A 26,602-nucleotide genomic window follows, 5' to 3' on the forward strand; every position below is an offset into this window, starting at 1 on the left:
CACGGGCCGCTGACGGCTCAGCCGACCGCCGCCTTCGCCGTCGCCAGCAGTTCCGGAAGCGTGCCCTGGAAGTCGCGGATCATGCCCAGGACCACCATCCACGCGTCGGCGTCGCCGTTGACCGAACCCGCCAGCAGCTTCGCCACCGCCTCGCCGGACTCCCCGGGCAGCCCGGCGAGCGCGATCGCCGTGGGATGGGCCGTCGCCACGACCTCACCGATGTCGATCACGCCCCGGGCCACCGCCATCCGCAGCCAGCGCCGCTCCCGGTAGTCCAGCGGGAGCGGCGCCGCGAGGCGTTGCCGCACCTCCGCGGCGCCGAGCGTCGCGTCGCTCCACGACTCCCCGTACTCCGGCAGGGCGCCGAGCGCCGCCGACTCCCGCGCGAACTCCTCGGGGCAGCCCGCGGTCGAGGCGTCGAAACCCTTGACCATCCACGGCGAGAACGGCTCGGCCCGGTGCGCGTCGAGCAGCTCCGGCCAGTGCCAGTGATGGGAGTGCTTCGCCAGGTCGAAATGATCGCTGCGCTCCCGGCGGACCTCGGCGATCTGCCAGGCCGCGGTCAGCGACTCCTCGGTCTCGGCGCGCAGCCCGGCGAGTTCGCCGGACGGGTCGTCGAGAGCGAAGAGCTTCTCGAAGCGGCGTTTCACCGCCGGACTGATCGGGTTCGGCGAGTACGACCTGCCGCCGACATCGCCCTTCACGTACTTCACCGCCAGCTCCACGCCGTGCCGCTCCCAGGCGTCGAGCAGCAGCCGGGTCTGCGGCATGTCCCCGCGCACCCGCACGCTCGACAGGATGTGCGTCTGCAACTCGGCGTCGGCGCAGTCGATGACATCGGTGCCGCGCCAGCCGCCGTCGCGTTCGAGCAGCCGCTTCCGCAGCCCGGGATCGAGCGGTACCGGCCCCTCCCCGTCACCGAAGCGACGGCCCGACAGGATCGCCGTTCGCTGACGGTTCGAGATCCGCGACCGCGTGAACAGACGCGCGTTGATCTCCGGGTCGTCGCGTTCGAGCAACCGCTGAATCTCCTCGGTGCCCAACGACGCCCGCGACGCCAGCGACAGGCACCACGAACGCTCCCCGCGCGCGACGGCCTCGTCGAGCCACTCCGCGCGCCACGAGCCCTGCGTGAACACGTCATGCCGGGTCCGGCCGTCCACGTGCGGCAGCAGGGCGAGCCGGGTCTCGGCGGCCGCGGCGTCGAAGAGCGGCACGAACGCCGACCGCGCCCCCGACAGCGACGACGGCTTCCCGTCGGACGGAACGTCGGCCTCGTCCGGCCACCGCGCCGGTGCTTTGCCCGACCCCGCGATCGTCCGCGCCTTGTCGAACAACTCCTCGACACTCAGCCCCTTCGCCGACTTCAGCGCCGCCCGCAGCGCCCGCCACGCCGCCGGATCGGCCCCGAAACCCGACACCGGACCCGACAACTCCGCCATCAGCACGGCCGCCGCCTCCGGATGCTTCTCCCGCGTGACCCGCAGCGCCTCCAGCACCGCCACCGCGGGCCGCGCCTCGGCGAACAGCCCGTCGGGCCTGCCCTCGGCCACGAAACGCCCGATCAGCGTCTTCGTCGCCCGCCCGATCACCGCCGCGCTCCCCACCGGCTTCGCCGCCCAGAAAGCACGGCCGATCCGCGCCGCCCGTTCGGCCACCACGGCCGGCGACGTCACGTACAACTCGATGGCGAACTCCGCCGGGCAGTCCGCGCGGGCCGCGAGCACGCCCGCGGCCTCGTCACCGAAAGGCTCGGCGGCGTGCGCCTCCCGCAACGCCGGCCAGTCGAGCGACGTCCGCCGCTCCACCAGCCACGCGAGATCGGAACGCCCGCCCCGCAACTCACGGAGCGTCGCCTCCGGGCCGTCGGCCCACGCCGTCAACCCCGACAGGTCCCCGCCCGCCGACACCTCGGCGGCGGCGCGCTCGCCGAGCTCGCCGAGGTCCTTGAACCACGCCTCGGCGGCCGCCGGGCCGGCCGCGGCGCGCAGGTTCCACAGGGCGAGCGCCTGTTCCCGCTCCGACAGCAGGTGCCCGACGTGCCGCAAGGTCGAGGTCAGCAGCTTCGGGAGACGCGAGTGGACGTAGCGGCGCCGCCCGCGAAGCTCGTCCGCGGGCCGCATCCAGTCCACCCAGCGCGCGAGGTCCAGCGCGTCCCAGCCGGACGGTCCCAGGTGGGCCGAGGCGAGCAGCCGGGTCTTGAAGTCGCCGTCGCCGTGATGGAAGAGCTCGGGATGGCCGGTCGCGGCGAGGCGGTCGAGCACGTCGGGCATGCCGACGACCCGCTCGTGGCCTTTCAGCAGCGACACCAGCAGGAGACCTTCGCCGCGGCGCAGCGCCACCTCGGCGAACTCCGTGGGGATCGGGGTGTTCCCGTCGAGGACGATCCGCACGATCTCCGGGCGCGCGGCGATGATCCTGGCCCAGTCCTGCGGCTCGGCCGCCGACATCAGCACCGCCACGGCCAGGTCGGCGGTCGGCGGGGGGATGGAGATGAACGAGTCGCTCACAACGGGGTCCTTCGGCTCGGATACGGCGGGCACGCTACCGCCCCCGGGCGACAGTCCCCAATGGACCGGGCGCCGCCGCACGGGTGCCCACGCCTGAGCGGTGCATATTCGCTGTCGCCGGGCAAAACCGGCCCTGTAGGCTGCCCTCGTGGTGTCACCTTCGAAGGACACCACCTCTGACCAGCGCAAACGATCATGCAAAGGATCGCGATCACCGTGGCACGTGTGCTCACTCCCCAGGCGGAGGACTTTCCCCGTTGGTATCAGGACGTCATCGCGAAAGCCGAGCTGGCCGAGAACGGTCCAGTCCGCGGCTCGCAGGTGATCCGACCGACGGGGTGGGCCATCTGGGAGCGCATGGTGGCCGAGGTCGACCTCCGCATCAAGGACGCCGGTGCGGAGAACGCGTCGTTCCCCCTGCTGATCCCGCAGAGCTACCTGCAGCGCGAGGCCGAGCACGTTGAGGGCTTCGCCCCCGAGCTCGCGGTCGTCACCATCGGCGGCGGCAAGGAGCTCGACGAGCCCGCCGTCATCCGGCCCACGTCCGAGACGGTCATCGGCGAGTTCATGGCCAAGTGGGTGCAGTCCTACCGGGACCTGCCCCTGCTGCTCAACCAGTGGGCGAACGTCCTGCGCTGGGAGAAGCGCACGCGCCTCTTCCTGCGGTCGTCGGAGTTCCACTGGCAGGAGGGCCACACCGCTCACGCCACCAAGGACGACGCCCGCGCCTACGCGCGCCGGATCCTGCACGACGTGTACGAGGACTTCATGGTCAACGTCCTGGCCATTCCCGTCGTCGTCGGCCGCAAGACCGTCCGCGAACGGTTCGCCGGCGCCACCGACACCTACACGCTCGAAGGGCTCATGCGCGACGGCAAGGCCCTCCAGATGGGCACCTCGCACGAGCTCGGCCAGAACTTCGCCAAGGCCTTCGACATCGGCTTCCTCGGCGGCGACGGCCAGCAGCACCACGCGTGGACCACGTCGTGGGGCGTGTCGACCCGCATGGTCGGCGGCCTGATCATGGCCCACGGCGACGACAACGGACTGCGTGTCCCGCCGGCCCTCGCGCCCGTCCAGGCCTACGTGATCGTCGTCAAGGACGGCGAAGGCGTCGCCGAGACCGCCGCGCAGCTCCACGAGGAGCTCAAGGCCGCCGGTGTCCGCGTGAAGCTCGACACCCGCACCGACATCCCCTTCGGCCGCCGCGCCGTCGACGCCGAACTGCGCGGATACCCCGTGCGCATCGAGCTCGGCCCGCGCGACCTAAAGGAGGGCAACGTCACCATCGCCCGCCGCGTGGACGGCTCGAAGACGCCCGTCGCGGTCGGCGCCGTCGCCAAGGCCGTCGTCGAGGCCCTCGAAGCCGACCAGAAGTCGCTGCACGACGCCGCCCTGGCCTACCGTGAGGCGCACACGGCCGACGCCGCCACGCTCGCCGAGGCCATCGAGGCCGCCGGCGACGGGTTCGCGCGCCTGCCCTGGGCCGACTGCGGCGTCGAAGGCGAGAACGAGGCCAACGCCAAGGGCGTCAGCGTCCGCTGCCTGGTCCGCGCCGACGGCTCCGTTCCGGACTCCGAGGACGAAGCGGGACTGGTCGCCTACCTGGCTCGTTCCTACTGATCGGACGTCGGTAGGATGGACCGCTGGTAGTGGATCGTGCGCGGCGCCCTCTCATCGACGTCGTACGGCCAGTCCATCGAGCGGAAAGCGCCACAACCCTACGTGGCGGCCGTACCGCTCACCCAATATCGCAACAGGAGCTAACACAGCTGTGGCCGTAAAGATTCGACTTCTGCGGATGGGCAAGATCCGCCACCCTCAGTACCGCATCGTCGTCGCCGACTCGCGCACCAAGCGCGACGGCAAGGCGATCGAGCTGGTGGGCATCTACCACCCGAAGGAGGAGCCCTCGCGTATCGAGGTCAACTCCGAGCGGGTCCAGTACTGGCTCGGCGTCGGCGCGCAGCCGTCCGACCCGGTCAAGGCCATCCTGTCCAAGACGGGTGACTGGCAGAAGTTCAAGGGCCTGCCCGCCCCGGAGCCGCTGAAGACCGCGGCCCCGAAGGTCGACAAGTCCGCCGTGTACGAGGCCGAGGCGCTTGCCGCCGGTGGGGACGCCAAGGACGCGGAGACCAAGCCGAAGAAGAAGGCCCCCGCCAAGAAGGCCGCCGCCGAGAAGGCGGAGAAGGCCGACGAGGCGAAGGCCGAGACCGAGGACAAGTCGACCGCGACTGCTGAGGAGACTGCCGGTGGGGACGCCGCCGCGGAGTCCTGACGTTCTCCGGCCCGCGCTGGAGCACCTGGTCAAGGGCATCGTCGACAACCCGGACGACGTCCGGGTCCGCATGATCAACGGTCGTCGCGGTAAGCGGCTTGAGGTCCGGGTCAACCCCGACGACCTCGGGACCGTCATCGGCCGCAGCGGCCGTACCGCCAAGGCTCTGCGCCAGGTCGTCACCGGTATCGGTGGCCGCGGCGTGCGTGTCGAGATCCTCGACTCGTACTGACCGTGCTGCTTGCTGTCGGCCGGATCATCCGGCCACATGGCGTTCGGGGCGAGCTCGTCGTCGAGATCCGCACCGACGAGCCCGACCTGCGGTTCGCCGTCGGGAAGGTGTACATCACCGACCCGGCGGCGGCCGGTCCGCTCACCACCACGGGCATCCGTCCGCATCAGGGCCGCCTGCTGATGACCTTCGAGGAAGTCGGCGACCGTGCCCGTGCCGACGAGATGCGCGGTGTCCTGCTGTGCTTCGACAGCGAGGAGATGTCCGCCCCCGAGGACCCCGACGAGTTCCGCGACCATGACCTGTGGGGTCTGGCCGTGGTGACGACCGAGGGCGAGCACGTGGGCGAACTCACCCGCATCGATCACGGGGCGGCGCACGACATGCTCGTCGTGAAGCGCAAGGGCACCAACCCCGCCTACATTCCGTTCATCAAGGAGATGGTCCCCGAGGTCGACGTGCCCGGTGGCCGGATCGTGGTGGACCCTCCCGAGGGCCTGCTCGACCTGTGAACGACCGCCTTCCCGACGACCCCGCCATGCGGATCGACGTCGTCACCGTCTTCCCCGAGTACCTCCAGGCGCTCGACCTGTCCCTGATCGGCCGCGCCCGCAAACGCGGCCGGCTCGATGTGCGCGTGCACCAGTTGCGCGAATGGACGCACGACGTCCACCGCACCGTCGACGACAGCCCGTACGGCGGCGGTCCGGGCATGATCATGCGCCCTGAGCCGTGGGGCGAGGCCTTCGACGCGCTCGCGCCGGCCGAGGGCCCGGTGCCGCACCTGCTGGTGCCCAGCCCGGCGGGTGTGCCGTTCACGCAGCGCATGGCCGAGCAGCTGAGCACCGAGCCGTGGCTGATGTTCGCCTGCGGCCGGTACGAGGGCATCGACCAGCGGGTCATCGAGCACGCGGCGACGCGGATGCCGGTGACCGAGGTGTCGCTCGGGGACTACGTGCTCTTCGGTGGTGAGGTCGCCGTCCTGGTCATCGCCGAGGCGGTCACCAGGCTCGTCCCGGGTGTCCTCGGCAACGCCGAGTCGATCGTCGAGGAGTCCCACACCACGGGCCTGCTCGAAGCGCCGCTGTACACCAAGCCCGCCGAGTGGCGCGGACATGAGGTACCCGAGGTTCTCGTCTCGGGGCACCATGCGAAGATCGTGCGGTGGAAGCGCGATCAGGCCCTGCTGCGAACCGCGCGGACCAGGCCGGATCTGCTGGCGGCGACGCCGGTCGGTGAGTTCGACAAGCACGATCGGGCGACGTTGGAAGGGGCCGGGTTCGAGGTCGGCCCTGCGTAACGTGTAGTATCGAGCGGTTGCTTCGGCCGCTCCCGCGGTGTCTCACCCGACTTCGGCCGCCGACACCAGTCATCAGACTTTCATTAGGCGCGTGCGCGCCTTGAGCTTCGAGGATTATTCGCCATGAACACGCTGGACCTTCTGGACGCCGCTTCGGTACGGGCGGACATCCCGGATTTCCGTGCCGGTGACACGCTCAAGGTGCACGTGCGGGTCGTCGAGGGAAACCGTTCCCGCGTCCAGATCTTCAAGGGCATCGTGATCGCCCGCCAGGGTTCCGGCCTGCGCGAGACCTTCACCATCCGCAAGGTCAGCTTCGGCATCGGCGTCGAGCGCACCTTCCCGCTGAACTCTCCGGTCATCGACCGGATCGAGGTCGAGACCCGCGGTGACGTGCGTCGCGCCAAGCTGTACTACCTCCGTGAGCTTCGCGGCAAGAAGGCGAAGATCAAGGAGCTGCGCGAGCGTCCCGCCAACTAAGGCGGCAGCGCCCCACCGGATTTCCCCGACGCGGGTCCGCCTCACGGCGGGCCCGCGTCGGCGTGTGCCCGCCCGTGTTGCCCCGGGCTTGACGGCTCGTGAAGGATGGCGACGCGCGCACCCGCGCGTCACGCCCACCCGGAGGGACCCATGGACGGCGAAGCGCCCGGCACCGAAGCGGTCCCCGACGTGACCGAGCGGCCCGCCGCCGCGGGCCGTCGCGAGTCGGCGAACGCCAAGCGCCGCCGGAGGCTCGCCCAGGGCACGGCGACGCGCCGGGAGATGCCGCTGTGGAAGGAACTGCCGCTGCTGCTGCTGGTCGCGTTCTGCGTGGCCGTGCTGATCCGCACCTTCTTCCTGCAGGCCTTCGGTATCCCCTCAGCCTCGATGGAGCAGACCCTCACCGAAGGCGACCGGGTCCTGGTGTCGAAGGTCGTCTACCAGGTCCGCACGCCCCAGCGCGGCGAGGTGATCGTCTTTCGCGGCAACGACCGCTGGGCCCCGGAGTTCCAGTCCGACCCGAAAGCCGGACTGCTCAGCCGCATCGGCGGGGGACTGGCCGACCTCGTCGGGATCGGGCAGCCGGGCGAGAAGGACTTCATCAAACGGGTGATAGGCCGGCCCGGTGACACCGTGATGTGCTGTGACGCCGACGGCAAGGTCACCGTCAACGGTTTCCCGCTTGACGAGTCGGCGTACCTCTACGAGGATTCGCCGCTCGCCGAGGGCGGCGCGCAGACCAACGACTGCCGCACCCGCGATTTCGGTCCCGTCCTCGTCCCCGAGGGCCAGTTGTTCGTGATGGGGGACCATCGCGGCAGGTCGCAGGACTCGCGCTGCCAGGGATTCGTGCCGATGGACAACGTCATCGGGCGCGCGATCGCGGTCGGCTGGCCGATCGACAGATGGCATTCGCTGCCCGTCCCGCCGACCTTCGCCGACGTGCCCGATCCGGGCGGCGGCCAGGGCGGTTCGGCGCCGGTCGCCCTCGACGGCGGTGGAGGCGGACTTCCCGTGTTCGCGCCGATCCTTTTGACGGCCGTGTTCCCGGCACCACGTTTCAGGTTCAATGCGTAGACTCCGCGTGTGATTGAAGAAGAGCAGCCGAAGACCGAGCCGCCCGCCGAGGATCCCGCGCCGTCGTCCAAGGACGAGGACAAGAAGAAGCGCGGCTCGTTCTGGAAGGAACTGCCGATCCTGCTGGGCGTGGCGATCGTCGTCGCGTTGCTCGTGCGGACCTTCGTCCTGCAGTCCTTCTGGATCCCGTCGGGGTCGATGGAGCACACCCTCGACCTGCAGGACCGCGTGCTGGTCAACAAGCTGGTCTACGACTTCCGGGAACCCGAGCGCGGCGAGGTCATCGTCTTCACCGCGCCGAACGACTGGCGCAGTGACCCCAACGAAGAGGACTTCATCAAGCGGGTCATCGGCATCGGCGGTGACCACATCATCTGCTGCGACAACGGCAAGATCACCGTCAACGGTGTGGCGCTCGACGAGACCGAGTACCTGTACACCAACGACGACGGCGTGCAGGACGCCCCGAGCGCCAACAAGTTCGACATCGTCGTGCCCGAGGGCCGCTTGTGGGTCATGGGTGACCACCGTTCGGCGTCGGGGGACTCGCGGGAGAACTTCATCCGCTTCGAGAGCATCGAGCGGTCCACGATCGCGGTGGACGCCGTCATCGGGAAGGCCTTCGTGATCATCTGGCCGCTCGACCGCTGGCGCTGGCTGTCGATTCCCGGCACCTTTGCCGACGTGCCGGGACCGACGTAGGGTCGGTTCCCGTGACTTCTGCCGAGGTGGTGAACCGGCTCGCCGGGAGGGTCCTGCTCGTCAACGGTGAGGGCCGCGTCCTGCTGTTCCGCGGCTGCGACCCGCTGTCGCCCGCGGACAAGTACTGGTTCACCCCCGGCGGCGGCTTCGACGAGGGCGAGGACGCCCGCGCCGCCGCCCTCCGCGAGCTCTTCGAGGAGACCGGCCTGATCCTGTCGGCCGGCGAGCTGGCCGGTCCGGTGTTCGAGGAGGTCGCCGAGTTCGACTTCGACGGGCGCGCCTACCGGCAGCGGCACTGGTTCTTCCTGGCGCGGGTCGAGTCGTGGGAGGTCGACACGGCCGGTTTCGAGCCGATCGAGCGGACCACGATGGACGAGCACCGATGGTGGAGCCCGGCCGAGCTCGAAGAGACGGCCGAGGTGATCTACCCGCCCGAGTTGAGCAGAATCCTGCGTGAGGTCCTGTGATCACCATTCCCCGCACCGTCATCCGGCGCGACGGTGACCTGTACACGTTCGAGGACGCGCTCCGGCGGCGCGGCTTCAATGTCGTCGCCGGAGCCGACGAGGCCGGTCGTGGGGCCTGCGCCGGGCCGCTCGTGGTGGCCGCGGCGATCCTGCCGCCCGGCAAGCGAGGACGCGTGCCCGGTCTCGCCGACTCGAAGCTGCTGACTCCCGCCGCGCGCGAGGAGGCCTACGTCGAGGTCGTCGCGCGGGCCGTCGCCTATTCGGTGGTGGTGATCCCGCAGGAGGAGGTCGACAAGAGAGGGCTGCACGTGTGCAACCTCACTGGCATGCGCAGGGCTCTCGCCAGGCTCTCCGTCGCGCCGGGTTACGTGCTCACCGACGGCTTCGCCGTCGACGGGCTCTCCGTGCCTGGTCTGGCCGTGTGGAAGGGCGACCAGGTCGCCGCCTGCATCGCCGCGGCGAGTGTCCTGGCGAAGGTGACAAGAGACAGATTGATGGACGACTGGCACGTGAAGTTCCCCCGATACGGGTTCGACGCGCACAAGGGATATGTCACCGCGGGCCACCAGGAGGCGCTGGCCGCCTACGGTCCGTGCGTGGCGCACCGGCTTTCGTACGCGAATGTCAGGAACGCGGGAGTGTCGCGGCAGCCTGCGATGCCCGCCGAGCCGGTCATGGGTGACAATGACGGGGTGGAGGCCGCGACATGAGCGCTGAGGATCTCGAAAAGTACGAGACCGAGATGGAGCTGCAGCTCTATCGGGAGTACCGCGACATAGTCCGCCAGTTCTCCTATGTGGTGGAGACCGAGCGACGGTTCTATCTCGCCAATCACGTTGAGATGCACGTCCGCAACACCGACGGCGAAGTCTTCTTCGAGGTCGAGATGCGCGACGCCTGGGTCTGGGACATGTACCGCCCGGCACGGTTCGTGAAGAACGTGCGGGTCATGACCTTCAAGGACGTGAACGTGGAAGAGCTGGACAAACCGGACATCACCCTGCCTTAAGGCGGGTGACGGCGGCCGCGGCGGAAGAGTGGAGTCCGGCAGGACTCGGCTCGCTTCGGCTCCGCCGTGCCGTCGCACGGCGGCGACAAGGCTTCCCCCTCGCGCGAGCCGCGCGAGCACGGAAAGGCCGACGGGTTCCCCGGAGCCCAGGACGAGAATGCGGCCTGAGCTCCGGGGACTGGGCCTCGTGCAGGGGTCGCCGGGTTGGCCTCGTCTGCTGGCGGGCCGTGGGGTGTCGTGCGGGCGGCTTCGGGCTTGCGGTGGCTGGATGTGGTCGTGCGGGCAGATGGGTCCGTGAGGGTCACGCGCGCCCGTGGCGGCGTGGTGGCTACATCGCACAGGGACGGCCGCCCGGTGCCCGCGATGGGCACTTCGGGCCTGTAGGAACCGCGTGCGTGCGCAAGGGCCACCTCGCGCGGGCGCCCGTGGCGGTGGCGGTGGCGGTTGTGCCGGGCGGCACGTGTCCGCGACGGCCACACGGGGCCTGTGACGGTGACACGTGTCCGTGCCCGTCCCCGTCCGATCGTGCCCGTCCCATCGCGCCAGCAACGGTCACGCGCGCCCGTGGCTTCGTTGCGCTTTGACGGCCTCACCCGGCCGGCGACTTGGGCGCGTCCGTGTCGGCGGCGGGAGCGGGCCCGCAGCACCTCGCTTCGGTTCGGCCGCCGCCGTGAGGTTGTCCGCAGCTCGGGCCGAGGGTGCCCGGCTGTTTCGGGCCGATCGGTTCTCCGCCGTTCGAGTTTCCGGCTCGGCGGCGGAGACGGTGATAGTGGCGGTCTTGGCGGTGTGGCTCGACGGTCCCGGTTCGGCCGGGGCCGTGGTGTTCCCGAGTCCGTCCTTCGCGCGCGGCTCGCGTTCCTGTCTCGCAGTCGCGAGGGTGTGGCTCGATCGCTCGGGTCAGCGTGATCCGTGTGGTTCCGTGTCGCTTCTCCCGTGCGTGTTCCGCGAGGAGATGCGTCCCGCCGGCCCGGCGGGACGCATCTCCTCGCTTTCGCCTCAGAGGCGGCGAGGGGCGTGGCTCGACCGTCCATCCGTCCTCCTCGTGCGGTTCGCGTCTCCGGCTCCGCAGCCACGAGGGCGCCTCTCGACAGTCCGGGTCAGCCCGAGCCGTGCGGTTCCATGCCGCCGCTTGCTTGCACGCATGCACGGAGAGACGCCGCCACCCGGGCGGGCGGACTCAAGGCGTCTTCATCTCCGTGTCGCGGCTGTCGGGAGGCGAATGCTCTGGCGCCGCCGCCCCCCACGCATCGGCAAAGAGATGCGCGCCGCCGGGGCTGACGGGAGCGAAGCGTCACCTGGTGCGCCGTCACCGGCCCTCGATGCTCACGCTCCCTTCGTCTTCGTCTTCGTCCCCGCCTTGTTTCGCGGCTGTCGGGAAGCGAATGCTCTGGCCCGGTCGTACGCCTACGACCCCGCGGCCGACGCGTGGACGGCTCTGCCGGACATGCCGCTGTCGCCGGCCGGTTCGGCGTACTCGGCGGCCGACGGGAAGCTCGTCGTCTCCGGCGGCCGGCTCAACGGTTCCGGCACGACCAACGCCACCGTCGTCGCCTCAGCGGCCCATGCGGCCTCGGCGGCTCATGTCGCGTCCGTCCACCGGTGTCGGCCTGATGGCCGCCCTGGTTTGGCGGAAGCGGCCGTCCGCTTCTTCGATGAGGCCGGCGCGGTGGAGGGTCGGCAGAGTCTTCAGGATCGCCTTGAGGGGTACGCCCGCCTGGGCGGCGATGTGGGCGGGCATGGCCGCCGTGCGGCGGGGCACGGCGTCCAGGATCCGCGAGGAGACCTCGTCGAGACGGTCGAGGGCGGTGTCGGGGGCGCTGAGAGGTTCGGCCAGGTCCGCGCCGAGGCGGCCCAGATCCTCGATGATCTCCGCCGCCCGGGTCACGATGCGCGCCCCACCCGGCTCGCGGGCGAGCTGGTGCACCCCCACGCTCTGCGGGGACGTCGCCTCGCCGGGCACGATCATGAGCTGGCGGTCGAGTTCGACGGCGTGCCGGGCGGTGTTGCGCGCGCCGCTGCGGATCTGCGCCTCCACCACGACGGTCCCGAGTGTCGCGGCGGCGATGAGACGGTTCCGGATCAGGAAGCGATGCCGAAGCGGCAGGGCGCCCGGCGGCCATTCGCTCAGGATCAGGCCGCGCTCGGCGATCGCGGCGAAGAGCAGCTCATTGCGGGCCGGGTAGACGTGGTCGACCCCGCAGGCGAGGATCGCGACGGTCGGCCCGTCGGCGGCGAGGGCCCCGCGATGCGCGGCCGTGTCGATGCCGAAGGCGCCACCCGAGACGACGGCCCAGTCGCGGTCGGCGAGACCGAAGGCCAGCTCGCGGGCCATGCTGTCGCCATAGGCCGTGGAGTCCCGCGCGCCCACGATCGACGCCGACTCCTCCAGGGTCTCCCGCAGGTTCAGCGGCCCGCGCGCCCACAGGCACAGCGGCGGACCGTGCGAGCCGGGCCCGGCGCCGAGGGCGGCGAGATCGTCCAGGCGGGACGGCCACTCCTCGTCACCAGGGATGATGACGCGCGCCCCGGCGCTCACCGTGTCGGCGAGGATCCCGGCGGCCAGGTCGAGCGGGTCGCGGCCGGCGAGGCGGTTGCCGGCGAGGCGGTTCAGCGCGGCGGGCAGACCGCGCTCCCGGAAGCGCCCGGCGATCTCCTCGGGGGAGTGCTCGGCGAGCAGCTCGTGGGCCATGCCCACCCCCGGTTCGAGGAGGGCGGTCAGCAGCACGCGGATCAGACGGGGCAGGTCAGCGGTCATGGCACGTCCTTAAAGGTGAGAAGCGGCGGTCAGACCTTGTGTCCCAGGCGCAGTTCGACGGCCTCGCCGAGGTCGTTCTCGTCGGGGCGGTCCCGGCCCGCGAGGTCGGCGATCGACCAGGCGAGGCGCTGCACCCGGTCGTAACCGCGGGCGCTGAGCCGGCCGGAGTCGAGCATCCAGTCGGCGACGCCGAGGACCGTGCTCGGCAGACGCCACGGCCGGGCCCGCAGCCGGGCACCGGCGACCTGGGAGTTGGGGATGCGTCCGCACCCTGCGCTCTCCCAGCGCGCCGCCGCCGCCTCCCGCGCCCTGCTGACACGTTCGGCGACGGCCCTGGAGTCCTCCGGCGCCGGTTCGTCGCCCAGGAGCGCCGAACGCCCGACCGGCTGGAGCCGCACGTGCAGGTCGACGCGGTCCATCAGCGGCCCTTTGAGCTTGGCGCGGTAGCGTCCGCGGGCCATGGCCGAGCATTCGCAGTCGGCCGGTTTGGGGGCCGCGCACGGGCACGGGTTCGCCGCCAGCATCAGCAGCACGCGCGCGGGGAAGCGGACGACGGCCGCCGAGCGGTGGATGTTGATGATCCCCGACTCCAGTGGCTGGCGCAGCGCGTCGATCACGTCCCTGCGGAACTCGGGCAGCTCGTCGAGGAACAACACCCCGCAGTGCGCCAGCGACAGCGCTCCCGGCCGAGGCACGCCCGAGCCGCCGCCGACGAGCGCGGGCATCGACGCCGAGTGGTGCGGCGCCTGGAAGGGCGCCCTGCGCAACAGCGCGGCCCGCTTCTCGAACTGCCCGGCGATCGAGTGGATCGCGGTCACCTCCATCGCCGAGGCGTCGTCCAGGCGCGGCAGCAGCGGCGGCAGGCGCTCGGCGAGCATGGTCTTCCCGACCCCGGGCGGGCCGAGCAGCATCAGGTTGTGCCCGCCCGCCGCCGAGATCTCCAGTGCCCGCTTGGCCGCGTCCTGCCCGACCACGTCGGCGAGGTCGGGCGAATGGTCCTCCGACTCCGCGTCGAGCTCCGGCACCGGCAGCATCTCGCCCTGACCGGCCAGCCCGGCGGTGAGCCGCCGCAGGTCCGGCGAGCCGTGCACGGTCAGCCCGGACACCAGCGCCGCCTCACGCAGGTTCCCCGGCGCGACGACCGCCGCCCGCAACCGCGACTCCCGCGCCGCCATCAAGGCCGGGAGCACCCCCGGCACGGGCCTGAGGCGCCCGTCGAGGCCGAGCTCGCCGATGGGGACGATCCCGTCGATCAGCGGCGGCGGGAGCTGCCCGCTGGCCACGAGCAGCACCAGCGCGATCGCCAGGTCGAAGCTGGACCCGTGCTTCGGCAGGGAGGCGGGGAGCAGGTTGATGGCGATGCGCTGGTCGGGCCAGTGGAACCCGGAGTTCACCAGGGCGGAGCGGACGCGGTCGCGCGCCTGCCCGAGGACCGCGTCGGGCAGCCCCGACAGCACCACCCGCGCCTGCCCGCGGTCGACGTGCGCCTCAACGGTCACCAGGTGACCCGTCACGCCCACCAGCCCGACGGCGGTGATCCGCGCGTACCCCATCAGAGCACCTCCCGGCGGTGGCTGAGCCGGAGCGGACCGTCCCGCGACACGACGATGCCGATCACGTCGAAGCGGAGCCGGTCCGCACGGGTCGGGTGCGCCTTGAGCCAGCGCGCGGCCAGGCGGCGCAGCCGCCGCGACTTCTCCTCGTCGACGGCCTCGATGGGCGTGCCGTGCCGCAGCGAGCGCCGGGTCTTCACCTCGCAGAACACCAGCGTCCCCGGCCCGTCGCGGGCCACGATGTCCAGCTCGCCTTCCCCACAGCGCCAGTTCCGGTCCAGTACGCGCAGACCGTCCTCGCTCAGGTGCCGCGCGGCGATCTCCTCCCCGTAACGGCCGAGTTGATCCTTCTCCAGCTGACTCGTCCTCATCTGTCTCCCCTTGGGCGAATGCGGTCCCTCAAGATTCAGTGCTCGGAGCCCGCCTTTCAAGCACTCCCCGGCCGAGCCTGTGGACAACTCACCGGTTGTGGATAACTCGGTGTTACGGCGCGACCGCTTGACAGAACGGGCTCCATAGGACGAAGGTCGACACCGTGAGCGCACGGCGACGAGTCGATCTCCAACAGGCACGAGAGAAACTTCCCAACGCCATGCGTGAGGCGGTGGCGGGTTTCGCCGCGCACCTGGCCGACGTGCGCAGGCGTTCGGAGCACACGGTCCGCGCCTATACCGGCGACATCGTGTCCCTGCTCGACCACGCCTTCCGCGCCGGCGCGCGCGGCGTGGGAGACCTCGACCTGGAGATGCTGCGCGGATGGCTGGCACAGCTGCGCCGGGCCGGCGTCGCCCGCGCGACCGTCGCCAGAAGGGCCGCGGCGGCCCGCACCTTCACCTCATGGGCGCAGCGCACCGGGCTCGCCGAAGAGGACGCCGGCATCCGCCTCGGCGTCCCGCGCGTGCGCCGCACCGCGCCGACCGTCCTGCGCACCGAACAGGCCACCGACCTCGTCGAGACGCCAGTCACCGACGAGTCCGCCCTCGGCCTGCGTGATCGCGCGGTCCTCGAACTCCTCTACGCCTCGGGCATCCGCGTCTCGGAGCTGTGCGGGCTCAACATCGCCGACATCGACGCCGGCCGGCGCCTCCTGCGCGTCATCGGCAAAGGTGACAAGGAACGCAAGGTCCCCTACGGCGTCCCCGCCCAGGACGCCCTCGACGACTATCTCGCCGCGGGCCGCCTCCACCTGCGCGGCGACGCCGACGAACCCGCCCTGTTCCTCGGCGCGCGGGGCGGCCGCCTCCACCCGACCATCGTGCGCCGCATCGTCCGCGGCGCCGCCCTCGCCGCAGGGCTCGCGCACACGACCCCGCACGGCGTCCGGCACAGCACGGCCACCCACATGCTCGAAGGTGGCGCTGATCTCCGTTCGGTCCAGGAACTGCTCGGTCATGCCACGATCAGTACGACACAGATCTACACCCATGTGTCGGCCGAACGCCTGCGGGAAGCCTTCACCCAGGCACATCCGCGGGCCTGATCAGCGTGTCAGGAGCCAGATGTCCCTCCCCTCCGTGCCCGCACCGGTCCCCGGCGGCGCCAGTCTCTTCGGGCTCGACCCCACCTTCACCAACCTCAACCACGGCTCGGTCGGAGCGGTGCCCCTCACCGTCCGCAACCGCCGCCGGCTGATCACCGACGAGCTGGAGCACGACCCCCGCGGCTTCTTCAAGTCCCGCGTCCGGCGCGTTACCGCCGCACGCCACGCCGTCGCCGGGCTCGTCGGCGCCGACCCCGAGCTCACCGCCTTCGTCACCAACGTGACCACCGGCTCCGCGGTCGTCCTGCACTCCCTCGGCCTGCGCAGTGGCGACGAGGTCGTCACCACGATCCACGGTTACGGCGCCATCGGCTTCAACGTCGACGCCTACGCCCCGGCCGGAGTCGTCCACAAGGTCGCCGACATGCCGCTCATCCCCACCGACGACGAGGTCGTCGACGGGATCCTCGCGCAGGTCACCGACCGCACCCGGCTGGTCATCTGCGACCACATCACCTCGGCCACCGCGCGGCTCTTCCCCATCGCCCGGATCGCCGCCGAACTCCGTTCACGCGGTGTCCCGCTGCTTGTCGACGCGGCCCACGTGCCCGGCCACATCCCGGCCGACGTCACCGCCCTCGGCGCCGACTTCTGGGTCGGCAACCTCCACAAGTGGGCCTTCGCGCCACGGGGGAGCGCGCTGCTGACCGTCGCCCCCGAATGGAAGGACCGGATCCGGCCCCTCGTCATCTCCTGGGAGAACGAGGCCGGCTACCCCGTCGCCGTCGAGTACAACGGCACCGACGACTGGACCAACTACCTCGCCGCGCCCGCCGGTGTCGAACTCCTCGACGACCTCGGCCCCGAACTCGTCGCCGCCCACAACCGGCGCCTCGCCCACTACGGCCTCTCGGTCCTCTCCAAGGCCCTCAACGTGGAGACCCCCGACGCCGGGCCCAGCGAACTCGCCATGCGGCTCGTCTTCCTCCCCGAGGGAGTCGGCGACACCCAGGAGAAGTGCGCCAGGATCGAGCAGGCGGTCCGCGACGAACTGCGCACCGAGCTCACCGTCAACTCCTTCGGCGGGACCGGCACCATGCGCGTCGCCGCCCAGATCTACAACACCCCCGCCGACTACGAGCGGCTCGCCGACCGCCTCCCGGCGCTCCTGCACTCGCTCACCTGACCCACAGCGGCAGGCCCGCCGCTCGGGACGGGGCAGCAGACGCACCCTCCCCGTCCCGACGGCGGCGAGCGGATCGAGGTACTCGCCGCCGCGGATCAGACCCCAGTGCAGGCACGCCGCGGCCGGACAGCCCGCGTGCCCGGCCACCAGCCGCGCGATGACCTGCCCGCGCGAAACCGCCTCCCCGGCCCGCACGGACGGCACCAGCGGCTCATAGGTGGTCCGGACCAGCGGGGTGTGGCCGACGCTGACGACCTTCCTCCCGCCGACCGCTCCGGCGAAGCGCACCACCCCGTCGGCGGCGGCGCGCACGACCGCCCCGGGCGCCGACGCCAGGTCGACGCCCCGGTGACCGGCCGCCCAGTCCGAAGGCGGCCGCTGGAAACGGCCCACCACCCGGACCGGCGGGTCGAGCGGCCAGGAGAGGCGGGCGGGCGCGGAAGGAAACGCCACGGAAGACCGCCCGGCATCGGACAGAGCGGCTTCGGCCGGTGGCGCACCCCGGGGCAGCAGAACCAGGACCGCCGCGAACAGTACGACCGCGACGGAAGCGGACAGGAGGCGAGATGGGTGCATTACGGGAGGCATACGTCCACGATCGGGCAGGCCGGATGAAAGCACCACCGCCGATCCACGGCCCCTGTGGATTACTCACCGGTTGTGGATAACCGATCCGGCATGCCCACCAGGTGACGAGGCACCGACCTGGGTGGCCGAGCGCGGTCGAGACCCCACCCACTTCAGCGTTCGCCCGGAACTTCCAGGCGCATATCCGCACATGTCGTATCCGCCGCTGGCGCGGTGGCGCCGCCGTGCCCTACTCTCCCGGACCGTGGCCGAACATCAGCGCAACTACCCCGAACCCGTGAACCCGGCCGACGCCGGGTCCCTGTGGGAGCCCACCACGTCGTCGGGCCGCCGCGCGTCCGAGTGGACCGACACCCCGGCGCCACGTCACGACCCGGACAGCGCCAGCACCCAGGCCGAACAGTGGCAACTCGGCGGCGAGGCCCCCGAACCCGAACCCGCCAGGCACATGCCCGAGCCTCAGGTCGTCGACCCGGAGCTCGCCGCCCTCGCCGGTGGTGAACCGCGCGGCCCGCTCGCGCCGGCCCGCCCCGCCGTTCCCGAACCGCGCGGCCCGCTCCCGCCGACCTTCGACGAGCCCCGCCGCGGCCCCTTCCCGCCCGCCGAGCCCGTCTCCGGCGCCCCCCGCGTCGCACCCCCGCCGCCTCCGGCGTCCGCCATGCCGTCGGTCCCGCCGCCCCCGCCCGGTATGCCGCGGCCTCCCATCGACCCGCCCACTCAGGCCTACCCCTCCATGCCCCGGGGCCCCGAGCGCCGCACCGAGCCGGTCAACCGCCGCCCGGACGCCCCCATGGAGATCTTCGAAGGCGTCTACCGCAAGAAGCGCCCCGCCGTCGTCCTCCTCGTCGCGGTCGTCTCGGCGCTCGCGATGATCCCGGCCGCGGTCGTCCTCGCGCGCTCGCTGTTCGCCGGGGACGGCTTCAGCCCCTCCGGCGTCGTCGCCGGGATCCTGATGCTCGCCGGGATCCCCCTCGTCGGCGCCGGGCTCATCCCGCTCCTCGGCAGCGGCCCGCGCATCGGCGGACGCGAGATGAGCGCGATCCTCCGCCCGCCCTACATCTACCTCGTGACCGGACTGGTCCTGCTGCTCGCGGCGGGGGCGGCGGCCTGAGCGCGGCGGGGTCCCCGGCGGGAGCCCGCCGGGGACCTCGCGCCAAGTGCCGTACACTGGTCAACCGGCGGTCACCCATGTGACCGACTTCGCGTGCCTTCCCGCGTCTTACCCGGATCTTCCCGGGATGCGGGCGGCGGCCTCCCTGGTCCCGTTGCGACGGGTCCAACACGGCCACCGACCGGGCACCAGGAGATGGCTCAGGCCATCGCACACAACCAGGGAGCAGGGTCGAAAGCTACGACCCTGCGTGAGGAAAGGACTGGCAGACATGCCAGCAGTGACCATTCGCCAGCTGCTCGAAAGCGGCGTCCACTTCGGACACCAGACCCGTCGCTGGAACCCGAAGATGAAGCGCTACATCTTCACCGAGCGCAACGGCATCTACATCATCGACCTTCGCCAGACGCTCGACTACATCGCGAAGGCCCACGACTTCATCAAGAACATGGTCGCCGAGGGCGGTCACATCCTGTTCGTCGGCACCAAGAAGCAGGCCCAGGAGGCCATCGCCGAGCAGGCCGCGCGCGTCGGGATGCCCTTCGTGAACTACCGCTGGCTCGGCGGCATGCTCACGAACTTCCAGACCATCTACAAGCGCACCCAGCGCCTCAAGGAGCTCGAAGCCCTTGAGCAGTCCGGCGAGACGCAGGGCCGCACCAAGCGCGAGCTGCTCACCCTGATGCGCGAGAAGGACAAGCTCTCCCGCACCCTCGGTGGCCTGCGCGACATGGGCAAGCTCCCGTCGGCGATCTGGGTCGTCGACACCAAGAAGGAGCACATCGCGGTCGACGAGGCCCGGAAGCTGAACATCCCGGTCGTCGCGATCCTCGACACCAACTGCGACCCCGACGAGGTCGACTTCCCGATCCCGGGCAACGACGACGCGATCCGTTCGGCCGCGCTGCTCACCCGGGTCATGGCCGACGCCGTCGCCGAGGGCCTCATCGCCCGCGCCGGCGCCGCCCGCGGCGAGGAGAAGCCGGAGGGTGGCACGACCACCACCGAGCCGCTCGCCGAGTGGGAGCGCGAGCTCCTGGAGGGTGACGCCAAGGTCGAGGCCGCCGTCGAGGCCGTCGCCGAGGCCCCCGCGCCGACCGAGCCGGTCGCCGAGGCCGTCGAGGCCGCCGCCGAGGAGACCGCCGGCGCCGAGAAGCCCGCCGAAGAGACCACCGGCACCACCGAGTCCTAAGGACTTCGATCCCCGGGGCGTTCCGCCGCAGCGGCGCCCCGGGGAACAACCGCGCCCAGGCGCGGCTGCGGCACTACCCAGCTGAACTTCGCCCGGGCGTTCAGGGGCGACCCGGGCACCACAAGTGGAGAGCAACAATGGCCAACTTCACCGCCGCGGACATCAAGAAGCTCCGCGAACTCACCGGCTCCGGCATGATGGACGTCAAGAAGGCGCTCACCGAGACCGACGGCGACTTCGACAAGGCCGTCGAACTTCTGCGCATCAAGGGCGCGAAGGACGTCGGCAAGCGCGCCGGCCGCACGGCGGCCAACGGTCTGGTCGCCCAGTCCGGCAACGCGCTCCTCGAACTCAACTGCGAGACCGACTTCGTCGCCAAGAACGGCGCCTTCGTCGAGTTCGCCCAGGCGCTCGTCGAGCACGTCGCGGCCACCAAGCCCGCCGACGTGGACGCGCTGCTCAACTCCGAGCTCAACGGCAAGACCGTCGCCACCCTCGTCGAGGAGGAGTCGGCCAAGATCGGCGAGAAGCTGGTCCTGAACCGCTTCGCCGTCCTCGACGGCGAGGTCGCGGTCTACATGCACCGCAAGGCCGAGGACCTCCCGCCGCAGGTCGGCGTCCTGGTCCAGTTCGAGGGCGACGCCGACGCCGCGCGCCAGGTCGGCATGCAGGCCGCCGCGATGCGTCCCAAGTGGCTGACCCGCGACGAGGTTCCGGCCGACCAGGTCGAGAACGAGCGCCGCGTCGCCGAGGAGACCGCCCGCGAGGAAGGCAAGCCCGAGCAGGCGATCACGAAGATCACCGAGGGCCGCGTCAACGCGTTCTTCAAGGACTTCGTGCTCCTGGAGCAGCCTTCGGTCAAGGAGCCGAAGCAGTCGGTCAAGCAGGTCCTCGACGCGCAGAACACCACGGTCGCCGCGTTCGCCCGCTTCGAGGTCGGCCAGGCCTAACGGCCGCCGGTCGCGGATCGAGCAGCCGGAACAGCAACCGAACGTGGAGGTCGCAGGTGGAAGCACACCCGCGGCCTCCACGTTCGTGTGCACCGGCCGGCGCAGTAGCGTCGGCCCGTCGAGCAGCACAGGGAGAGTGTCATGACCGAGAACACGAGCCACCGCTACCGCCGGGTCGTGCTGAAACTGTCCGGTGAGGTCTTCGGCGGCGGCGCCGTCGGCGTCGACCCCGACGTGGTCGCCGGCATCGCCGCGCAGATCGCCAAGGCCAGTGCCGGGGGCTCCCAGATCGCGGTCGTCATGGGCGGCGGGAACTTCTTCCGCGGCGCCGAACTCCAGGCCCGCGGCATGGAGCGCGCCCGCGCCGACTACATGGGCATGCTCGGCACGGTCATGAACTGCCTCGCCCTCCAGGACTTCCTGGAGAAGCGCGGTGTCGACACGCGCGTGCAGACCGCCATCACCATGGCCCAGGTCGCCGAGGCCTACATCCCCCGCCGCGCCATGCGGCACCTGGAGAAGGGCCGCGTCGTCATCTTCGGCGCCGGCGCGGGCATGCCCTACTTCTCCACGGACACCGTCTCGGTCCAGCGCGCGCTGGAGATCAAGGCCGACGCGGTGCTGATGAGCAAGAACGGCGTCGACGCGGTCTACACCGCCGACCCCCGCACCGACCCCACCGCCGAGCGGCTCGACCAGCTCACCTTCGAAGAGGCCCTGCGCCGCGACATCAAGGTGGCCGACGCGGCGGCCTTCAGTCTGTGCAAGGAAAATAAGCTCCCGATGGTCGTCTTCGGAGCCGAAGGGGAGGACACCATCGCGCGGGCCCTCAGTGGTGAGAGGATCGGAACCCTCATCACCTCTGAGAGCTGACCCACGCACGGTTTCACCCAAGACGAGCACCGCCCAACCGCCCGACGAACACCGGCCGCGTGCCGGACCAGTCGGCTCGCAGTGACAGGAGGCGACACCAAGGTGATCGACGAGACGCTCCTCGAAGCCGAGGAGAAGATGGAGAAGGCGATCGAGCACGCCAAGGAGGAGTTCGGCGCCATCCGCACCGGACGAGCCAGTGCCGCGATGTTCTCCAAGATCTTCATTGAGTACTACGGCACGCCCACGGCCCTCCCGCAGATGGCCTCCATCGGGGTGCCCGAGCCCCGCATGGTCATCATCAAGCCCTACGACGCCTCCCAGACGTCGGCGATCGAGCGCGCCCTGCGCGACTCCGACCTCGGCGTCAACCCGAACAACGAGGGCGGGCAGCTGCGGCTCAACATGCCGCAGATGACCGAGGAGCGCCGCCGCGAGATGATCAAGGTCGCGCGGCACAAGGGCGAAGAGTCCAAGGTGACCATCCGCAACATCCGCCGCAAGGGCAAGGACGAACTCGACCGCCTCGTCCGCGACGGCGAGGTCGGCGAGGACGAGGGCCGCCGTGCCGAGAAGGAACTCGACGACCTGACCCAGAAATTCGTCAAGCAGGTCGACGAGATGCTTGCGCACAAAGAATCCGAGCTGCTCGAAGTCTGATGGGCCAACAGGACCTGTCCCCCTTCGGCGACGACCGCGGGCGTCCTCGGGGGCGTCGCCACGCCCCCGAGCCCGGGGACCCCGCCTACGGTGGCCGCCGCGACGAACCCCCCTACGGGGACGGCCGCCGCCGGGACGCGCCGCACGGCGACTCCCCGTACGCCCGTCCGCGCGACGAGCGCTACGACGAGCGCTACCAGGCGCCCCACGGTGGGCCGCCCTACCCTCCGGAGCCTCCGTACCCGCCCGCGGGCCCGCCGGGGGATCCCCGTGCCCCTCGGGACCCGCGCGACCCCCGTGACTTCGGTGAGCCGGAACCCGAGCGGGAGCAGGCGCCCCCGCCGGCCTCCCGCGCGGGCCGGAACCTGCCCATGGCGATCGGGACGGGACTGGGCCTCGGCGCCGTCGTTCTCGCCTCGCTGCTGATCTACCGGCCGGCGTTCCTGGTCGTGGTGGCGGCCGCGGCCGCCGTCGGGATCTGGGAGCTCGTGCGGGCGATGTCCGTGCGGCACAAGGTCCCGCTGGCCCCTCTGCTCGCCGGCGGCGTCGGCATGACGGCGATGGCGTGGTTCGGGGGAGCGGAGAACCTGGTTCTCGGTCTCGGGCTCACGCTCGTCGTCGTGATGGCCTGGCGCCTCGCCGACGGCCCCGAGGGCTATCTGGGGGACATGCTCGCCTCGACGCTGGTCGCGGTCTACGTGCCGTTCCTGGCGGGTTTCGCGGTGCTTCTGGCCGTGCCCGAGGACGGTGCCGCGCGTGTCATCGTCGTGCTCGGGCTCGTCGTGCTCAGTGACACGGGCGGCTACATCGCCGGCGTGCTGTTCGGGAAGCACCCGATGGCGCCGAAGGTGAGCCCGAAGAAGTCCTGGGAGGGCATGGGCGGTTCGATCCTGGCCTGTGCCGTCGGCGGCGCCCTGATGCTGTTCTTCGTCTTCGACGTGAGCTGGTGGAAGGGCGCGCTGTTCGGGCTGGCGATCACGGTCACGGCGACGGTCGGCGACCTCACCGAGTCGATGATCAAGCGCGACCTCGGGGTGAAGGACATGAGCGGCCTGATCCCCGGTCACGGCGGCCTCATGGACCGGCTCGACTCGATCCTTTTGGCGGCACCGACGGCTGTGGTGTTGCTGACGGCCTTGGCTCCTCCCGCGTGACGTCCGCCCGCCTGTGCGTACGTAGGTGGGCGGACGTGGGAGACTGGCTAGTGATATGACGACCCAGCCGCTTACCCTGCAACCGCGCCGCCGAGGCGCGCCACCCCGTCACCTCGCCGATCTGGACATGGCCGCACGTAAAGAGGCCGTCGCCGAGCTCGGCATGCCCGCGTTCCGCGCGCGCCAGCTGTCGCACCATTACTTCGGCCGGCAGTTGTCCGACGTGGGCGCCATGAGCGACCTTCCCGCCGCCGAGCGTGAGCGCCTGGGCGGTGAGTTGTTCCCGCCGCTGCTGACGCCGGTGACGCAGGTCGCCTGCGATGACGGTGCCACCCGCAAGACGGTGTGGAGGCTGCACGACGGCTCCCTTGTGGAGAGCGTGCTGATGGGGTACGCCGACCGGACCACCGTGTGCGTTTCCTCACAAGCGGGCTGTGGAATGGCATGTCCCTTCTGTGCGACGGGACAGGCCGGCCTCACGCGCAACCTGTCCACCGCCGAGATCGTGGATCAGGTGGTGTCGGCGGCACGGACGTCGCGTGAGGGGGGCCTCGGCAGGCTCTCGCACGTGGTGTTCATGGGCATGGGCGAACCCCTCGCCAACTACGAACGGGTGTTGCGGGCGCTTCGGCGCCTGACCGATCCGGCGCCGGACGGCCTGGGTCTGTCGCAGCGGCACATCACCGTCTCGACGGTCGGGCTTGTTCCGGCCGTTCGGCGCTTGACGGCCGAGGAGCTTTCGGTGACGCTCGCATTGTCGCTGCACGCACCAGACGACGAGCTGCGCGATGAGCTCGTCCCGGTGAACAACCGTTGGAAGGTCGACGAGGTGCTTGACGCGGCGTGGGAGTATGCAAGCCGCACAGGGCGACGGGTGTCGATTGAATACGCGATGATCAGAGACGTGAACGACCAGCCATGGCGGGCTGATCTCCTTGGCCGGTTGCTGGCGGGGAAACTCGCCCACGTTAATCTCATCCCGCTCAATCCGACCCCGGGAAGTCGCTGGGATGCGAGTCCGAAGGCGGTAGAGCGGGAATTCGTCCGGCGGTTGCGTGCCGCGGGCGTGCCGACCACGGTGCGCGATACCCGTGGACGTGAGATCGATGGTGCGTGTGGCCAGCTTGCGGCGACGCAGGAAAAGGCCGCTGCCACGCACGGGCAGGCGGAGGTGGCCGAGTGACGAGTCAGGGTGAGCGGTTCCGGCGCAGGGCCTTGCGCCGTGGCTACAAGGTGGACGAGGTGGACGCCTTCCTCGACCGCGTTGAAGCCACTCTCGAAGGCCAGCCGATCGGCCCGCCGGTGGCTTCTCAGGAGGTCGACGACGTCGTCTTCAGGGTCCGCTTCGGCGGATACGACGAGTGGCAGGTGGACGTCTACCTCGACCGGGTGGCGCGTCAGCTGTCGGAGCTTGAGGAGCGCGGTGTGCTCGGCCGGGCGCCCGCGCCCGACTTCGAGGGCCGTCCTTCCCGGGCGAGCATGGAGGCCCCCGCCGGACGCGGTCCCCGCGACCCGCGCGAGATGCACGGCGGCCCCGGCCCCGGCCCCGGTCGCGACCCGCGTGAACACCGTGATCCCCGCGACCTGCACGAGCCGCGCGATCCCCGGGACCCGCGCGACTTGCACGACCCTCGCGGCATGGACCCCCGGGACCCCCGCGACATGCACGCTCCGCGTGGCATGGATCCCCGCGACCCCCGTGGCATGGACCCCCGTGACCCTCGCGATCCCCGTGACCCTCGCGGTCCGCAGCCGATGGACCCGCGGATGCCGTCGCCCGCCGACGCCCGTGGCGGCCCGCCGCCCCCGGACCCGCGCGACATGCCCGAGCCCCGTGGACGCCAGCCCGAGCCGCGCGCGGCCCGCGGCTCGGCCGCCCCGCCCGCCCGGGACCGTTTCGGCCCTCCGCCCCCGCCCGCCGCGGCTCCGCCGCCGGCGCCTTCGGGTCCCGACCCGGAGGGCTTCGGCCACCTCTCCGGTGGCGACGACGAGGGCTTCGGGCACCTGGCGCCACGCTCCGACGACTTCGACGACCGTCCAAGCCGTACCGCCCGCAGTCGCGGTGGCGGCCTGTACAGCGGCCTGAGCGACCTCAGCGGAGACGGCCCTCCGCCGCCACCCGCGCCGGTCTCCGGTCCGCCGCAGAGCGAGGACCGGTACGGCGCACCGCCGCCGCCCCCGCCGAGCCGCTTCGACCGCGCCGCCGACGACCGCTACGGTCCGCCGCCGGCCGCGACGCCCCCGCCTCCGCCGGAGCCGACGACCCGCTTCAGCGCGCCCGACGACCGCTACGGCCCGCCTCCCGGCGAGCGTCCGGCGGCTCCCGCCGACCGTTTCGCGCCGCCGCAGGACGACCGTTTCGCTCCGCCCCCGCCGATGCCCCCGCGCGGTCCCGAACCGGACCGTGGCGGCTACGGCGGCGAGCGGATGCCTCCGCCTCCGGCGCCTTCGCGCGAAGAGCGGCGTCCCGCCTCGCCGGTGGACCGCTTCGCTCCTCCGCCGCCGCCCTCGAACGACCCGGGCGCGACGCAGATCCAGTCGGCGATCCCGCCGCTGCCGCCCCCGGGCGGTCCGCAGCGTCCCGGGCCCGCCGCTCCGCCTCCCGGCGGACGCCCGCCGTACGGCGGCGACGACCCGTACTCGCGCGGTGGCGGATTCACCGAGCCGGGCCGTCACGGCCGGCCGGAGATGACCACCGAGATGCGCGCGCCGGACTCGCCGTTCACCGGCGACGACATCTCGCGCCTTGAACAGATCCGCCGCTCCTTCCAGCCGCGCCGTTTCGGCAGCGGGTACGACCCCTCACAGGTCGACCGGCTGTTCGACGCGGTCTCGGCGACGATGACCGGCCGGGCCGCCGTGCCGCTGTCGGACGCCGAGCTGGACACCTCGCAGTTCAGCCTGGTGCAGGGCGGGTACTTCGAGGCCGAGGTCGACGCGGCGTTGCGGGAGATCCGTGACACGTTCGCGCGCCGGGGGCTGATGAGGTTAGACCCCTACGGACGACGTGGAGAAGGCCGCTACCGCTAGGTGGCGGCCTTCGCC

Annotated in this window: 26 protein-coding genes and 1 pseudogene; 21 read left to right on the forward strand and 6 right to left on the reverse strand. The window is 71.4% G+C overall.

Going from position 1 to position 26,602, the window contains the following annotated elements; translation table 11 throughout:
- Positions 1-17 precede the first annotated feature (17 nt).
- Positions 18-2,510 (reverse strand): hypothetical protein, encoded by a 2,493-nt coding sequence (locus HNR73_RS01610; RefSeq protein WP_184785379.1) that lies wholly within the window; start codon positions 2,508-2,510, stop codon positions 18-20.
- Between the two features lie 216 nt (positions 2,511-2,726).
- Here HNR73_RS01610 and proS point away from each other — a divergent pair, with 216 nt between their 5' ends.
- The 11 genes from proS to HNR73_RS01665 all read left to right on the forward strand — a co-directional run bounded on the left by proS (position 2,727) and on the right by HNR73_RS01665 (position 10,055).
- The gene (gene proS / locus HNR73_RS01615) at positions 2,727-4,133 is read left to right on the forward strand and encodes a proline--tRNA ligase (RefSeq protein WP_184785380.1); all 1,407 of its coding nucleotides are present in this window, start codon (positions 2,727-2,729) and stop codon (positions 4,131-4,133) included.
- Between the two features lie 151 nt (positions 4,134-4,284).
- Positions 4,285-4,788, forward strand: a complete 504-nt coding sequence (gene rpsP, locus HNR73_RS01620) for a 30S ribosomal protein S16 (protein ID WP_184785381.1) — start codon at positions 4,285-4,287, stop codon at positions 4,786-4,788.
- Entirely contained in the window at positions 4,763-5,020 is a 258-nt protein-coding gene (locus HNR73_RS01625) for an RNA-binding protein (RefSeq protein ID WP_184785382.1), read from the forward strand. Before rpsP ends, HNR73_RS01625 begins: the two co-directional genes overlap by 26 nt.
- A 5-nt stretch (positions 5,021-5,025) precedes the next feature.
- Positions 5,026-5,532: a ribosome maturation factor RimM gene (gene rimM / locus HNR73_RS01630; RefSeq protein WP_203686116.1), complete on the forward strand. Its 507-nt coding sequence runs from the start codon at positions 5,026-5,028 to the stop codon at positions 5,530-5,532.
- Between the two features lie 26 nt (positions 5,533-5,558).
- Positions 5,559-6,320: a tRNA (guanosine(37)-N1)-methyltransferase TrmD gene (gene trmD, locus HNR73_RS01635; RefSeq protein WP_184785718.1), complete on the forward strand. Its 762-nt coding sequence runs from the start codon at positions 5,559-5,561 to the stop codon at positions 6,318-6,320.
- Between the two features lie 123 nt (positions 6,321-6,443).
- Positions 6,444-6,800: a 50S ribosomal protein L19 gene (gene rplS / locus HNR73_RS01640; protein ID WP_184785384.1), complete on the forward strand. Its 357-nt coding sequence runs from the start codon at positions 6,444-6,446 to the stop codon at positions 6,798-6,800.
- A 150-nt stretch (positions 6,801-6,950) separates the two neighbouring features.
- The gene (gene lepB / locus HNR73_RS01645) at positions 6,951-7,877 is read left to right on the forward strand and encodes a signal peptidase I (RefSeq protein ID WP_184785385.1); all 927 of its coding nucleotides are present in this window, start codon (positions 6,951-6,953) and stop codon (positions 7,875-7,877) included.
- Positions 7,878-7,889: 12 nt separating this feature from the next.
- A complete protein-coding gene (lepB, locus tag HNR73_RS01650; protein WP_184785719.1) occupies positions 7,890-8,579 on the forward strand; it encodes a signal peptidase I in 690 nt (229 codons plus the stop codon).
- An 11-nt stretch (positions 8,580-8,590) separates the two neighbouring features.
- Complete coding sequence (locus tag HNR73_RS01655) at positions 8,591-9,046, forward strand: NUDIX hydrolase (RefSeq protein WP_239122094.1); 456 nt, start codon at positions 8,591-8,593, stop codon at positions 9,044-9,046.
- Complete coding sequence (locus HNR73_RS01660; RefSeq protein WP_184785386.1) at positions 9,043-9,756, forward strand: ribonuclease HII; 714 nt, start codon at positions 9,043-9,045, stop codon at positions 9,754-9,756. The genes HNR73_RS01655 and HNR73_RS01660 overlap by 4 nt, the downstream gene beginning before the upstream one ends.
- On the forward strand, positions 9,753-10,055 hold the full coding sequence (locus HNR73_RS01665; protein ID WP_184785387.1) for a DUF2469 domain-containing protein: 303 nt from the start codon (positions 9,753-9,755) through the stop codon (positions 10,053-10,055). Before HNR73_RS01660 ends, HNR73_RS01665 begins: the two co-directional genes overlap by 4 nt.
- A gap of 1,404 nt (positions 10,056-11,459) precedes the next feature.
- On the opposite strand, the gene HNR73_RS01670 is transcribed toward HNR73_RS01665, so the two are convergent.
- The 4 genes from HNR73_RS01670 to HNR73_RS01685 are packed head-to-tail and all read right to left on the reverse strand — an operon-like array spanning position 11,460 to position 14,734.
- Complete coding sequence (locus tag HNR73_RS01670; protein ID WP_184785388.1) at positions 11,460-11,597, reverse strand: hypothetical protein; 138 nt, start codon at positions 11,595-11,597, stop codon at positions 11,460-11,462.
- Between the two features lie 10 nt (positions 11,598-11,607).
- Positions 11,608-12,810: a DNA-processing protein DprA gene (gene dprA, locus HNR73_RS01675; RefSeq protein ID WP_184785389.1), complete on the reverse strand. Its 1,203-nt coding sequence runs from the start codon at positions 12,808-12,810 to the stop codon at positions 11,608-11,610.
- Between the two features lie 29 nt (positions 12,811-12,839).
- Positions 12,840-14,363, reverse strand: a complete 1,524-nt coding sequence (locus tag HNR73_RS01680; protein ID WP_184785390.1) for a YifB family Mg chelatase-like AAA ATPase — start codon at positions 14,361-14,363, stop codon at positions 12,840-12,842.
- Complete coding sequence (locus tag HNR73_RS01685) at positions 14,363-14,734, reverse strand: YraN family protein (protein ID WP_184785391.1); 372 nt, start codon at positions 14,732-14,734, stop codon at positions 14,363-14,365. The genes HNR73_RS01680 and HNR73_RS01685 overlap by 1 nt, the downstream gene beginning before the upstream one ends.
- A gap of 221 nt (positions 14,735-14,955) precedes the next feature.
- Here HNR73_RS01685 and HNR73_RS01690 point away from each other — a divergent pair, with 221 nt between their 5' ends.
- Positions 14,956-15,843, forward strand: a complete 888-nt coding sequence (locus HNR73_RS01690; protein ID WP_184785721.1) for a tyrosine recombinase XerC — start codon at positions 14,956-14,958, stop codon at positions 15,841-15,843.
- Between the two features lie 19 nt (positions 15,844-15,862).
- Complete coding sequence (locus HNR73_RS01695; protein ID WP_184785392.1) at positions 15,863-17,029, forward strand: aminotransferase class V-fold PLP-dependent enzyme; 1,167 nt, start codon at positions 15,863-15,865, stop codon at positions 17,027-17,029.
- 129 nt (positions 17,030-17,158) lie between these two features.
- Here the strand turns inward: HNR73_RS01695 and HNR73_RS01700 are convergent.
- Positions 17,159-17,617: pseudogene (locus HNR73_RS01700) on the reverse strand (murein hydrolase activator EnvC family protein); the annotation flags it as partial.
- A 244-nt stretch (positions 17,618-17,861) separates the two neighbouring features.
- On the opposite strand from HNR73_RS01700, the gene HNR73_RS01705 reads away from it, so the two are divergent.
- The 8 genes from HNR73_RS01705 to HNR73_RS39390 all read left to right on the forward strand — a co-directional run bounded on the left by HNR73_RS01705 (position 17,862) and on the right by HNR73_RS39390 (position 26,587).
- On the forward strand, positions 17,862-18,728 hold the full coding sequence (locus HNR73_RS01705; RefSeq protein ID WP_184785393.1) for a hypothetical protein: 867 nt from the start codon (positions 17,862-17,864) through the stop codon (positions 18,726-18,728).
- Between the two features lie 271 nt (positions 18,729-18,999).
- Positions 19,000-19,920 (forward strand): 30S ribosomal protein S2, encoded by a 921-nt coding sequence (gene rpsB / locus HNR73_RS01710; protein WP_184785394.1) that lies wholly within the window; start codon positions 19,000-19,002, stop codon positions 19,918-19,920.
- Positions 19,921-20,057: 137 nt separating this feature from the next.
- Positions 20,058-20,870: a translation elongation factor Ts gene (tsf, locus tag HNR73_RS01715; protein ID WP_184785395.1), complete on the forward strand. Its 813-nt coding sequence runs from the start codon at positions 20,058-20,060 to the stop codon at positions 20,868-20,870.
- Between the two features lie 141 nt (positions 20,871-21,011).
- Positions 21,012-21,743, forward strand: a complete 732-nt coding sequence (pyrH, locus tag HNR73_RS01720; protein WP_184785396.1) for a UMP kinase — start codon at positions 21,012-21,014, stop codon at positions 21,741-21,743.
- A 102-nt stretch (positions 21,744-21,845) separates the two neighbouring features.
- Positions 21,846-22,403: a ribosome recycling factor gene (gene frr, locus HNR73_RS01725; protein ID WP_184785397.1), complete on the forward strand. Its 558-nt coding sequence runs from the start codon at positions 21,846-21,848 to the stop codon at positions 22,401-22,403.
- Entirely contained in the window at positions 22,403-23,557 is a 1,155-nt protein-coding gene (locus tag HNR73_RS01730) for a phosphatidate cytidylyltransferase (protein ID WP_184785398.1), read from the forward strand. The genes frr and HNR73_RS01730 overlap by 1 nt, the downstream gene beginning before the upstream one ends.
- Positions 23,558-23,612: 55 nt before the next feature.
- Positions 23,613-24,740, forward strand: coding sequence for a dual-specificity RNA methyltransferase RlmN (gene rlmN, locus HNR73_RS01735; RefSeq protein WP_184785399.1), 1,128 nt, complete (start codon positions 23,613-23,615; stop codon positions 24,738-24,740).
- Positions 24,737-26,587 (forward strand): DivIVA domain-containing protein, encoded by a 1,851-nt coding sequence (locus HNR73_RS39390; RefSeq protein WP_239122093.1) that lies wholly within the window; start codon positions 24,737-24,739, stop codon positions 26,585-26,587. Before rlmN ends, HNR73_RS39390 begins: the two co-directional genes overlap by 4 nt.
- The last annotated feature ends 15 nt before the right edge of the window (positions 26,588-26,602 follow it).

This window comes from Phytomonospora endophytica (genome assembly GCF_014202425.1).
In the GTDB taxonomy this organism is placed as follows: domain Bacteria; phylum Actinomycetota; class Actinomycetes; order Mycobacteriales; family Micromonosporaceae; genus Phytomonospora; species Phytomonospora endophytica.